The sequence below is a fragment of the Blautia sp. JLR.GB0024 genome, from assembly GCF_037000545.1.
Classification (GTDB): domain Bacteria; phylum Bacillota; class Clostridia; order Lachnospirales; family Lachnospiraceae; genus Blautia; species Blautia celeris.
The window spans coordinates 352,923-365,476 of record NZ_JBANBF010000001.1; the positions used below are offsets into that span (position 1 = coordinate 352,923).

The window sequence follows — 12,554 nt, forward strand, 5'->3', positions numbered from 1 at the left end:
GCAGGAAATTATTTTAAATGCAGATCACCCCATTGTTTTATCACTTCCAGAACCGACATGAAACTTTCGCCTAAGTCCGTCAGCGTATACTCTACGTGGGGAGGAACCTCTTTAAAATCGTACCTGTTAATAAAGCCGTCAGCCTCTAATTCCCTGAGCTGTTTGGTCAGTGACGATTCTGTTATTTCACCTATATGACGACGTAACGCACCAAATCTGCGGACATTCTGCAGGCCGATATAATAAAGGATTTCGATTTTCCATTTGCCGCTCAGTATTTTTTGAACGGTTGATATGGTTAGGCATTTCTGTATGGATTGTTCTGTTTTTTTCATATTTGTTCTGCTCCTTTTCTGTATTATATAAGATGGATATGTAAAAATCAACGTACAGTATTTAGACAGGGTACTACAAAAAAGTACAGTACTTTTAATCCTCGTGTACAATGATATAATCTATGTAGAATATAGGAAAGGAGACAAGAGATGCATTATACAGGAACAGTATGGAGGCCGCCATATGAGGCATCTTCATTACTTATAGAGGTCACAGCCGGGTGTACACATCACAAATGTAAATTCTGCACGTTATATGACGATTTACCCTTCAAATTCAGAATGACGCCGCCGGAGGTTGTGGAAGCCGATCTAAAAGAAGCAAAGGAGCAATTTCGCTTATGGAATTATAATAGGGCAGCACGTGTTTTCCTTGTGGGGGCCAATCCGTTTGTCTTAAGTGCGGCCCGGTTATTGGAAACGGCGGCTCTTATCTGCAAATATTTTCCGGACAATAAAAGTATTGGCTGTTTTTCAAAAATTACGGATATTACTTTGAAAACAGACGGGGAGCTGGCGGAATTACAGAGAGCAGGTTATGATGGGCTGACCATAGGTATTGAAACAGGGGATAATGAGGCGCTGAGGTTCATGAATAAAGGTTATGAAGCGCAGGATATTCTCACACAGTGCAGGCGTTTGGATAAGGCGGGTATCAGCTACAATTTCTTTTATCTCACCGGTATTTCGGGTGCAGGAAAAGGAGAAAAAGGAGCATATGATACTGTAGCTATATGCAATCAGTTACAGCCAAAGGTCATAGGGGCGAACATGCTTACGATTTATAAAAACGCAGAGCTTTATCAGGAGATTCAAAACGGGAATTGGCAGGAAGAAACAGAAATTGAAAAATATAAGGAACTGAGAACGCTTGTGGAGCATTTAAATATTCCTGTATGGTTTGCTGCGGGCGGGGCGTCAAATGCAATCCCAATTCAGGGGTATCTGCCGCGGGACAGGAAAAGGGTATTGTCTGTTCTCGAGGAAATCATACAAAATGTGAAGGAAGAAGAATTAAGGGATTACCGAAAAAATCTCCGCCATTTATGACCGCAATAAAAGTAATCTAAGGAAGTGATTTTATGCATTTTACAGGCAGAACATGGCGGCCGCCGTATGAAGCCGATTCATTTATTATACAGGCAGCTTCCGGCTGTACATATCACAAATGCCGGTTCTGCAGTCTTTATAAAGAAGAATGTTTTCGTATGGCACCTTTGCGTGAGTGGGAGGAAGATTTAAAAGAATTGAGTTCTTATCAGCCCACTGCCAGGAGAATTTTCTGGACAGGTGCCAATCCGTTTGTTATGAGTTTTGACAATCTGAAGACAAGAGCGCTGCTGGTGCATGAGTATTTAAAAGAATGTCAGACGATGGCCATGTTTGCAAATATAAGGGACATAAAGGATAAGAAAGTGAAACAGTTAAGGGCACTGAGAAGGCTGGGAATCAATGGTCTTAGTATCGGAACAGAATCAGGTGATAATGATACACTGCGGTTAGCCAATAAGGGGTATACGGCAAAAGATATTATTGACCAGTGCCGCAAATTAGATGAAGCCGGAATAGAATACTATTTTGTTTACATGACCGGACTGGCCGGTAAAGGAAATGGCCATCGAAATGCGGTAAACAGCGCAAAAGTTTTCAGCAAGGTAAATCCCCGCTTCATTTCTGTAGATTCCCTGACGCTCTTTGAGGGAACCGAGTTATATGAAATGGCCGAGAGGGGAGAATTTGTGCCTGCCGGTGAAAAGGAACGCGTGGAAGAACTGCAGATCTTTATTCGGAATCTGCAGATCAGAGTGCATTTGTTCGCCAATAGTGTATCAAATTTTTATCCGACTGCTGCTTATCTGCCCAGGGACAGAGAACAGGTGATTGGGGAACTGCAGTATGTTCTTGATACTGTGGGGGAAGAGGAAATGCAGAGGTATAGAAAGAATTTAAAGTCATTGGGATAGGAAAGAAAGCGTATCTGTGATAAAATATGGACAGCAGATAAACGGTATTTATGCAGGAGCAGGAGAAGATATGGTAGAAAATGTTTTGCGGGAAGTTGTTTCCGAATTAAGCGGACTGCCTTTTGTGGAAGGGATTGTTTTGGGCGGTTCAAGGGCGACGGGTATGGCGACAGAAAGTTCGGATATTGATGTGGGGATATATTATGACAGTCATTTGATCGATTTTAGACAGCTCAATCTGATCGCTAAGAAGTTGGATGATGAAAGGCGGGAAAACCTTATCTGCAGCGAAGGAGAGTGGGGAAACTGGGTTAACTGCGGAGGGTGGCTGACCGTACAGGGATATGATGTGGATCTGATTCTGCGTGATATAAAACGTGTAGAGGCGTGTGTTGAACAGACAGATGCAGGGGATATATCCATGCATTATCAGACAGGACATCCGCATGCGTATTTTAATGTGATGTACCGCGGGGAACTGGCATCATCAAAGGTATTGTATGGAAATGAAAAATTAAAACGATTGAAAGAAAGAGCGGAATGTTATCCGGAAAAATTGAAGTCAGCACTCCTGTCCTTTTTTATGTTTGAAGCAAAATTCTCGTGTACACTGGCAAAGAATTATATGAATAAAGAGGATATATATTACGGGATTGGTCATATGTTTCGTTCCGTTTCTGCTCTGAATCAGGTGATCTTCGCGTTGAATGAGATTTATTGTTTGAATGAAAAGAAAGCTCTGAAGCGTATCAAAAATTTTCCGGTTTCTCCATATAATTACAGTGAGCGAGCAAATCAGGCTCTGATGCTGAATGAAGAAAATATGATGGAACATATTGAGATGATAGAGCAATTGTGCTGTGAGGCGGAAGATTTGCTTAATCAGCAGATTCGGGCTTATTGATAAATGAAAAAAGGTATTGCAAAAGTAATCTGATTAAAATTTTTTGGAGAAATGACATGGGATATCAAACGTTCCATGTCATTTCTGCGTTTATGACGGGGATATGTGAAAATGGCATGTGCCTGAGTCGGACAGTTCCTTTTGGCCCTTTCTTATATCGCGTTTTATGATTTGCATAGAGCGCACAGGTTCCTCCCACAGAGGACTGTGGGCAGAGTTCTTAAATGTATAAAAAGCCTTTAGCGGGGCTTTCATTGTTTCGTAATAGTTTTTCTGTAAAGAGTAACAACAGGTATAATCGTATATGCCGCCAAAGAAATAAATGGGAATTTCAAGATAGGGAACTTCAGCATAGGCATTAAACTCCATACGGTCAGATCCAACCGGAGAAGCTGCTGTAAACTTCTTTCCGCGCCAGATATTGAGTCTTTCAAGAGGCGTATAAACTTTGCACCGAAGGCTGGGTAAGAAAATGCCTGTGATAACAGATTTCATAGTGTGCATGGTCCCCACACCAAGATTGTGCATGGCATGATCTCGCAGTGGTGACAGGCAATACTCTTTATATGCCATTTCAGAGAATGCGATTTGATATTTTTCAAAGGCTTTTACCATTCTGCCATGGTTCATCTGACGGTATTGTTCAAGCATAAATTGATATGCAGTAATCTCAGATTCCGATTGATTAACTATTTGGGACATGGCAATATAAGCATGATAAAATTCAGGATGTCTAAATGCTGCCTGAATCCCGATGCAGGTGCCAAAGGAGTGGCCCATGAGATAGATCTTCTCTTGAGAAAACCTGTTTCTTAGATATTTGGTTACAGCGGCAGCGTCAGACAGATAGCATTCGGTTGTCAGGGAATCAACATTGATATGAGAATTATAAGAAATGGATGTACCACGATATTCCAGGTAACACACAGTAAATATATCAGCTAGTTTTGAGGGATTTTGGTATTCCAGAAGATATTCCGGTATACCGGGGCCACCTCCGAGAAAGAGTAAAACGGGATTTGACCTGCTTTTTCCGGTTATGAGCAGTCCGATTTTTGCTCCGTCTACATCAATATAAGTTTTTTCTGATATGCTGTCAGGGAGAATCTTACCGTTATTATCATAGAATAACGGCATTTTTCCCAGACCGGGCGGAAATATAGCCCAGACTGCTATGACAATGCATATGATCATAATCCATATTCCCATTTTTCGCCCTCCTATTTGCTGTTTTTTATGAAATAAATATTGTTTATTCTAAAATACTGAACTATAGTTCAGTTTAATTATATCTTGTTTGTAAGCAGATGTCAATATATTCTGAATTTTGGTTCACTTTTTTCTTTCTTACTGGTATACTAATGATATTCTATATTTTCGACGGGAGGGAAGAAAATGGGCACAGAGCGTAAGAAACAGCAGCGGGCTATTGAGAGCAGGAAAAAACTTTTGGATTCTGCTTATGCGCTTTTTGCGGAAAAGGGGTATTACAATACCAATACGAAAGAAATTGTCCGTTTTGCCGGTATTTCTATTGGTAATTTCTATAATTATTATCGGGATAAAGGTGATATTTACTGCGCTTTATTAGAGGATTACTGCAGCAACTCATGTAAGGCGATGAAGGAATTGCTGGACCAACTGGCAACATTTGAAGACAGAGCTGCTTGTAAGGAATTTCTGCTGAAGGATTTAAATTCGTTGCTGGAACGTTTTGATGGTACCAATAGGTTTTTTGAAGATTCTGTTATTATCGCGAAAGAGAACACAAGGGTACAGGAGATTATATCCAGGGCAGAGGAAGATTTCATTGCCATGGTGGAAATGTTTTTGAAGAGGCGTTATCCGGAAGTGCGGGAAGATTTCTATATCAGAGCCAGGATGATATATATCATTACAGACAGAATAGCGAATGATATTTCATGTATCGGAAATGTACAGCAAAAGAGAAAATATATGGATTTGTTTGCAGAGGAAATTCTTCGTTATACTTTTGATCTGCAGGTGTCAAACCAGGATTTTCAGGAGCAGACGGATATAGGAAAAGCATGATAATTGAAAATTGCAATTTACAATTCTTTGATTGTGTTTATCTGTGCAAGATGTTAAAATACGAATAATGACTTATGGATTATACAAAAATGGGGGTAGATCAATGCCTGTAAGTTACAATAAATTATGGAAAATCCTTGAAGAACGTAAAATGCTGAAAACAGATTTGATCAAAGCTGCAGGAATCAGTACCAATGCAATGGCGAAACTTGGGAAAGATGAAGATGTTCGTGTGGGCGTATTGATCAAGATATGCAAGACCCTGGATTGTAAATTAGATGATATTATGGACATTATTTGAAGGAAGATGAGTATGTTTAAAATTACGGAAGGCGACTTTAAAAACCAGATATACGGAGAGGAAAGTTATCTGTCAAATTGGCCGATGCTCTATATACTGGATAATGGAAAGCAAGCTTATATTGGAGAATCTAATCATGTAAAAAACCGTATGTCTCAGCATCATAATTCTTTAGATAAGAAGATTTTTGATAAGGTGCATTTTATTTATTCTTCAAAATTTAATCAGTCGGTTACATTAGATTATGAGTCAAAACTCATTCAGTATATTGCGGCAGATGAGCTTTACGAGGTTCGCAACAAAAATGCCGGAATGGCTGAAAAAGAATATTATAGCAAAAAAGAGTATGATGAAAAGTTTCAGGTCCTTTGGAGAAGATTACAGCGTGAAAAAATAGTAAAGCATTCTCTGGAAGAACTGGAGAATTCTGATTTATTTAAATATTCACCATATAAGGAACTGAACGATGATCAAAGAACCGCTGTAGAAGAGATAATCGGTTCCTTAAAGCAAGATGGGAAGCAGACAATTGTAGTAAACGGCTGGCCGGGAAGCGGAAAGACGATCGTTGCTATCTTTTTACTCAAGTATTTACGGGACAGTGAAGAGTTTAAGGATAAAAAGATTGGCTTTGTTGTTCCGCAGACATCTCTCAGAAAGACACTGAAAGGTATTTTCAAGAGCATTTACGGTCTTAGATCATCAGATGTATTATCGCCATCAGATGTGACTAAACAGTTTTATGATATTTTGCTTGTAGATGAAGCGCACCGACTGCATCAGTATAAAAATATTTCATATATGGGCGCTTTTAAGAAAAACTGTGAAAAAATCGGATTGACAATTGAAAGTGATGAATTAGATTGGATCTTACATCAATGTAAATGCCCGGTACTTTTTTATGATGAAATGCAGGTAGTCGGCCCATCCGGAATCGATGTGAGAAGATTTCATAAGAAGATGGAAATCGAACAGACGAAGCGTATGATATCCTACTATAATTTGTTGACACAGATGCGGGTAAATGGCGGCAATGATTATATTGCATATGTAAAAAATATTTTATCAGGCAATGTCAGAGAAAAGAAAACATTTGATAAGTATGAATTTAAACTGATGACGGATTTTAAGGCATTTAATCAACTGATGTACCAAAAGGAAGAAGAAGTACAGCTTGTAAGAATGGCAGCCGGATATGCCTGGGAATGGATCAGCAAGAATGACAAAACAGTTTATGATATTGAAATTCAGGGTATAAAGAAACAATGGAATCATTGTACAGAGGGATGGGTTCATTCAAGCGAAGCGATTAACGAGGTGGGATGTATTCACTCAACACAAGGTTATGATCTGAATTATGCCTTTATCATTCTTGGCGAAGAGATCGGCTATGATCCGGTTAGCAAAAGTATTATAATCCGGCCACAAAACTATTATGATCAAAATGGTAAAAAGACTGTAGAATATGAGGAGCTTAAGGAATACATACAGCACATATATTATGTCCTTATGACCAGAGGAATCCGAGGCTCTTATTTATATGTATGTGATCAGGAATTACGAAAATATATTTCACAATATGTTGATACAGTATAATTTGAAAAGAGGTATGGCAAAATGACTCAGGATACGATAAACGAAGTGTTAAAATTCCGAGATGACAGAGATTGGAAACAATTCCATAACCCTAAGGATCTGGCAATTTCAATCAGTCTGGAAGCTGCTGAACTATTGGAGGTGTTCCAGTGGAGTGCCGAAGATGTGGTGTGCACAGATAGGATTGATAAGATCAGAGAAGAACTTGCTGATGTAGTGAATTACTGCATCCTCATGGCAGATGCCTGCGGATTGGATTTGGATGAGATTGTTCGTGAAAAAGTGAAATTGAATAATGAGAAATATCCGGTGGAAAAGGCGTTTGGAAGTAAGGAAAAGTATACGGAATTAAAAGATAAATGATATTGTACTTTATAATAGGAGTTGATTTTTAGTGGGAACCAAAAAACCTACTGAACCTAGATTTTATGGAGAAGTGACAGAAAAAAGTCATAAAACCATGAGCCATATTCGTGGCAAGGATACAGCGATTGAAACAAAATTAAGAAAGGCATTGTGGAAAAAGGGATACCGATATAGAAAGAACTATAAAAATTTACCGGGAAGACCAGATATAGTTTTAACTAAGTATCGTATTGCAATTTTTTGTGACAGTGAGTTTTTCCACGGGAAAGATTGGGAAGTTCTACGGCCCCGCTTGGAAAAAGGAAGAAATCCGGATTACTGGGTGAAAAAAATCCAGCGTAATATGGAAAGGGATATTGAAAAAGATCAAGCATTACTGTATCTGGGATGGTCGGTTATTCATTTTTGGGGGAAAGATATACTAGAAAAACCAGAGGAATGTGTTCAAGTGATAGAGGAAGTGATCTTTGATCAACAAATGGAGAAGATAGATTTCGATGAGGAGATTTAAAATGGATTTTATATTAGAGTATGATGAGACGGATCCCATATCAATTGAAGAATATGGAAAAAAATTGGTTGGAAAAACATTTGCAGAGGTATGTGAAGACGATGATATCACAAAAGCCATGGTGGTTCGAGAAATTAATAACTACGAAGCAAAACATGAAAATAAAAAGAGAAAAGGTGGACTTGGTGAATTAATAGAAGAAAGATATTTTCACTATCAGGCAAATAATGATGCTAAACCAGATTTTGACAAAGCAGGGGTAGAATTAAAAGTAACACCATATAAGGTGAATAAAAATGGAACTATATCTGCAAAGGAGAGGCTTATTCTTACTATGATTGATTACTATTCAGTTGTTAACGAGACCTTTGTAGAAAGCCATATGTGGCAAAAGGCAAGATTGATTTTATTGATTTATTATTTGTATCGAAAAGAGATTGAAAATAGATTGGATTATAAAATTGGTTATGTGAAATTGTTTTCACCGGCAGAACAGGATATCAAGATAATTGAGCATGATTTTTATGTCATAAAAGAAAAGATAAAGGCTGGAAAGGCACATGAATTGTCTGAGAGTGATACGCTTTATTTAGGTGCAGCTCCAAAGGCGTCTAGCTCAAGAGATAGACGAAAACAACCTTTTAGTAGCGAGTTAGCAAAACCTAGGGCATTTGCATTTAAGAATTCTTATATGACCTATGTATTGAATAATTACGTCATTCCAGGCAAGATTACTTATGAACCAATTATCAAAGGAATGGCGGAAGCCTCTTTTGAGGATTATGTCGTAGAGAAGATAAATAAATATTGTGGGTATACCGTCAGAGACTTATGTGAGGAATTTCAGGTTGATTTCCAGAAAAAAACAAAAAATTTGGAAGCAATGCTAGCGTATAGAATCCTGGGAATTAAAGGAAATCATGCAGAAGAATTTGAAAAAGCTAATATTGTTGTAAAGACGATTAGGATAGAAAAGAATAATAAAATCAGAGAAAATATGTCATTTCCTACGTTTAAATTTAAAGAATTAGTAGAAGAGGAATGGGATGAATCTACTTTTGGAAACTATCTTCGCGAGACTCGTTTTTTGTTCGTTGTCTATAAATATAATGGAGAAAATGAATTAAGGTTGAAGGGATGTCAATTTTGGAATATTCCATACAAGGATTTGGAAGGTGATGTCAAATCAGTATGGGAAGCTACAAAGCAAGTAGTGCTGGACGGATTGGAGATAAAAGTCAGAAATGGGAAACATTATAATAATTTTCCTAAAGCATCTGATAATCCAGTATGTCATGTCAGACCACACGCAAGAAATGCTAAAGATACCTATGAATTACCAGACGGTAGAGAGTTTCCAAAACAATGCTTTTGGCTAAATAATTCGTACATATTGAGTCAATTAGAAAAAAGATTTTTGGAAAAATAGAAAAAGATCTTTACAAAGTCCCATATTTATCATACAATTAATCGGAATAGTTACATGTAAAATAATAGATTGAGGTGTTTTGAATGAAAAAAACTGTTTGTGAATTATTTGCAGGGGTAGGTGGATTCCGTTGTGGGTTAAACCATATAAAAACATTGGAGGATGTAAATAAAAAAGAAAAATGGGATACTGTCTGGTTTAATCAGTGGGAGCCAGCAGAGAAGAAGACACAGTATGCACATGATTGTTATGTATATCGATTTGGCAATAGATACGATATTAATGGAAATGATACTACAAATGTCGATATAGAAGAGGTTGATAAGTCTTCTATTCCTGATTTTAATCTTCTGGTTGGTGGATTTCCTTGCCAAGATTATTCGGTGGCTTCATCATTGGCTACATCAAAGGGTCTAGAAGGAAAAAAAGGTATCTTATGGTGGTCCATACGAGACACTATAGAAGCAAAGCAGCCGCCATTTATATTACTTGAAAATGTTGATAGATTATTAAAATCCCCAGCGAAACAGAGGGGAAGAGACTTTGGGATTATTTTGGCTTGCCTTAGAGATCAGGGATATACGGTCGAATGGCGTGTGATCAATGCGGCAGATTATGGATATCAACAGCGTAGAAGACGTACCTTTATTTTTGCCTATAGGGATGATATGAAATACTGTACTACCATTCAAGAAAAAGTTGGATATAAGTATAGTGATAGTTTAGAAGCACAGAGAATAAGCATGGGTAAACTTTTGCTGAAGGATGGATTCTTTGCTGAAACATTTCCTGTCAACGATGTCGATAATAAAAAAATTTTGATAACGAAACTCCCGGATGGGATAGGAGAGTTATCTGAGCATTTTAGTTTTGGATTTGAAAATACAGGGATTATGAAAGATGGAGTTGTATATAGTGTTAAGACAACTCCAAAATTTGATGGTACACAGATAACGTTAGGAGATATTATGGAAACAGGAGATGTAGATGAATCCTATTTTATCTCAGAAGAAAAGCTTTATTATACGGATCCATTGGTTACGAGAAGTGACGAAACAAAGGGAAAGCTACCTAAAGAAGACCGTCAAACATGGCAGTATTTGAAAGGGGGGAAAAAACTATCTAGAAAATCATCGAATGGTCATGAGTATATTTTTTCTGAGGGAGCCATTGCGATGTTGGATAGTTATGATAAACCTGCCCGTACCATGCTGACATCAGAAGGGAGTTTTAGTAGGACAACGCATATTGTAAAAGATAAACAGACAGGAAGAATCCGATTGTTAACAGCTACGGAGACAGAACGTATACAAGGATTTCCAACAGATCATACAAAATTTTGTTTGGTCAATGAAGAAGTTGTAGAAATGCCAGTTAAGAAAAGACGTTTTATGATGGGGAATGCATTGGTAGTAAATTTGATTGAGGATATGGAAAGAACCCTTGATGCTATTTTCGACCAGGAGTAACAACTTAAGCAGAGGATTTTTATGGGTTGAAAACTAAGTAATATGAGAAAGTGAATAGAATATGGGTATTCGTGAAATAAATCTGCAGGAAGAGATTCCACATTATACTAAAGAACAGGTATATGGAATCCTAATTCCTACCATAGGTAAAACACTTGAAGAGCTGGATATCAATCGAGTTTTTGATAAGACAGTTATGAATCCAAAGGTGACAGGTATTGCCGGAGATGTAATTGAACAGTCTGTGTTTGGATATAAGGCAAATAATAAACAGATACCGGATTTGAATGTGGACAATGAAGATGTAGAGTTAAAGACTATCGGTATTCAGGAAAAATCGCGCGGTTTATGGTATGCGAAAGAGCCTTGCAGTATTACCGCCGTATCTATACCTACGATAGAACAAGAGACTTTTGAAACATCTAAATTTTGGCATAAATCACAGAGGATTTTATTTGTTTATTATCATTATCTATCGAAGATGACGGTAAAAGCAGCAGGGTATAAGGATTTTCAAGTAAAGAATTTCTATTTCTATAATTGTACTGATGATGATAAAGTGATTATAGCAAGTGATTGGCAAAAAGTACATGATTTTATTGCTGATATTCATAAAAGATATCCAGATAAAGAAAGCAGAAAAAAAGAATATCCTAATCTTTCTACAGTTGTGAATAAGAATTTGGAGTATTTGGATACATCTCCGAAATATCCTAATGCACCTAGGTTTCGTTTTAGAGCAAGGTTTGTTACGGTTATCGTACAGAGTTCAATCAATAATACATATGAAAGATCTGACCGTCATTATTTTGGTATAAATGATGTCGAAAAGGAGTGTATAGAATATACAAGACGATATAAAGGTATGACATTAAATGAGTTATGTCGTGAGTTTGGTGTGGATAATAACATTAGTTGTAAACAAGCCGGTGAGAAAATTATTGCAAAAATGTTTGGAGGAACTAAAAAGATTTCTCAGATTGAGCAGCTTGCGAAGTTTGGATTAAATGGGCAGATCGTTGTTTTAAATAAAAATGGAGGAAGGACAGAAGACTTGAAATTGTCTGCATGTCCTTTGGATTTTTCTGATTTTCAAATTATAGATGGAGAACAAAAAAAATTTGAAGATACAGATGTTTATAGCTTTTTTAATGATTACAGATTGTTGTGTCCAGTATTCCAAGAACATCCGAGAATGATAGTAGGCCCCGATGGAAAGAAAATGATCACTCAGGTTATTTATGGTGAGAATACCTTTGAGGGGTTCAAAATCTTGGAATTGGGGACAGATGAAATTATGTCATCGGTAAGAGCATCCTGGGAAGAAGCAAAACGTTTAGTACAAACGGGTGAATTAACAGTAACAGTTATGAGGAGAAAAGATGGATCTGTTCGTTATACAGCTAAAACAGGAATTGAGATGTTACAAACAAATCTTCCAAAAGCATTGGATAATGTGATTTTTTTTCGTGGAACAGGAAAAGATGCGACTGATAAAGTGATCGTTAATGGCTTAAAAATGCTCCGACAAAATTATTGGGTTAAAGGAACTTATGTTGTAGAACTACTGAATAAGATGAAATATTTAGGAGAACACCAAAAAGGCTAAATAAGCTATGAAGCATCC

13 protein-coding genes are annotated in these 12,554 nt (G+C 37.3%); 11 read left to right on the top strand and 2 right to left on the bottom strand.

Annotated features, from left to right (window positions below):
* Window positions 1-8: 8 nt before the first annotated feature.
* Window positions 9-335: a winged helix-turn-helix transcriptional regulator gene (locus V8Q34_RS01580; RefSeq protein ID WP_227243363.1), complete on the bottom strand. Its 327-nt coding sequence runs from the start codon at window positions 333-335 to the stop codon at window positions 9-11.
* A 150-nt stretch (window positions 336-485) separates the two neighbouring features.
* Here V8Q34_RS01580 and V8Q34_RS01585 point away from each other — a divergent pair, with 150 nt between their 5' ends.
* The 3 genes from V8Q34_RS01585 to V8Q34_RS01595 are packed head-to-tail and all read left to right on the top strand — an operon-like array spanning window position 486 to window position 3,203.
* Window positions 486-1,385 (top strand): radical SAM protein, encoded by a 900-nt coding sequence (locus V8Q34_RS01585; protein WP_335834671.1) that lies wholly within the window; start codon window positions 486-488, stop codon window positions 1,383-1,385.
* Window positions 1,386-1,417: 32 nt separating this feature from the next.
* Window positions 1,418-2,299 carry a radical SAM protein gene (locus V8Q34_RS01590; RefSeq protein WP_335834673.1) on the top strand — a complete coding sequence of 294 codons (882 nt, stop codon included), beginning with the start codon at window positions 1,418-1,420 and terminating at the stop codon, window positions 2,297-2,299.
* Window positions 2,300-2,315: 16 nt separating this feature from the next.
* Window positions 2,316-3,203, top strand: coding sequence for a nucleotidyltransferase domain-containing protein (locus V8Q34_RS01595; RefSeq protein WP_442863163.1), 888 nt, complete (start codon window positions 2,316-2,318; stop codon window positions 3,201-3,203).
* 90 nt (window positions 3,204-3,293) lie between these two features.
* On the opposite strand, the gene V8Q34_RS01600 is transcribed toward V8Q34_RS01595, so the two are convergent.
* Entirely contained in the window at window positions 3,294-4,340 is a 1,047-nt protein-coding gene (locus V8Q34_RS01600) for an alpha/beta hydrolase (protein ID WP_226441941.1), read from the bottom strand.
* Window positions 4,341-4,598: 258 nt separating this feature from the next.
* Between V8Q34_RS01600 and V8Q34_RS01605 the strand changes: the two genes are divergently transcribed.
* From V8Q34_RS01605 to V8Q34_RS01640, 8 genes are all read left to right on the top strand, one after another.
* The gene (locus V8Q34_RS01605; RefSeq protein ID WP_335834675.1) at window positions 4,599-5,255 is read left to right on the top strand and encodes a TetR/AcrR family transcriptional regulator; all 657 of its coding nucleotides are present in this window, start codon (window positions 4,599-4,601) and stop codon (window positions 5,253-5,255) included.
* A gap of 103 nt (window positions 5,256-5,358) precedes the next feature.
* Window positions 5,359-5,556 carry a helix-turn-helix domain-containing protein gene (locus V8Q34_RS01610; RefSeq protein WP_033140458.1) on the top strand — a complete coding sequence of 66 codons (198 nt, stop codon included), beginning with the start codon at window positions 5,359-5,361 and terminating at the stop codon, window positions 5,554-5,556.
* 12 nt (window positions 5,557-5,568) lie between these two features.
* A complete protein-coding gene (locus V8Q34_RS01615; RefSeq protein ID WP_335834676.1) occupies window positions 5,569-7,152 on the top strand; it encodes a DNA/RNA helicase domain-containing protein in 1,584 nt (527 codons plus the stop codon).
* A 21-nt stretch (window positions 7,153-7,173) separates the two neighbouring features.
* Window positions 7,174-7,515: a nucleotide pyrophosphohydrolase gene (locus V8Q34_RS01620; protein ID WP_335834677.1), complete on the top strand. Its 342-nt coding sequence runs from the start codon at window positions 7,174-7,176 to the stop codon at window positions 7,513-7,515.
* A 31-nt stretch (window positions 7,516-7,546) separates the two neighbouring features.
* Window positions 7,547-8,029: a very short patch repair endonuclease gene (locus tag V8Q34_RS01625; protein WP_033140455.1), complete on the top strand. Its 483-nt coding sequence runs from the start codon at window positions 7,547-7,549 to the stop codon at window positions 8,027-8,029.
* 1 nt (window position 8,030) lies between these two features.
* Window positions 8,031-9,458 carry a Sau3AI family type II restriction endonuclease gene (locus tag V8Q34_RS01630; RefSeq protein ID WP_033140454.1) on the top strand — a complete coding sequence of 476 codons (1,428 nt, stop codon included), beginning with the start codon at window positions 8,031-8,033 and terminating at the stop codon, window positions 9,456-9,458.
* Between the two features lie 83 nt (window positions 9,459-9,541).
* On the top strand, window positions 9,542-10,927 hold the full coding sequence (dcm, locus tag V8Q34_RS01635; RefSeq protein ID WP_033140453.1) for a DNA (cytosine-5-)-methyltransferase: 1,386 nt from the start codon (window positions 9,542-9,544) through the stop codon (window positions 10,925-10,927).
* 61 nt (window positions 10,928-10,988) lie between these two features.
* On the top strand, window positions 10,989-12,536 hold the full coding sequence (locus tag V8Q34_RS01640) for a MutH/Sau3AI family endonuclease (RefSeq protein ID WP_033140452.1): 1,548 nt from the start codon (window positions 10,989-10,991) through the stop codon (window positions 12,534-12,536).
* Window positions 12,537-12,554 lie beyond the last annotated feature (18 nt).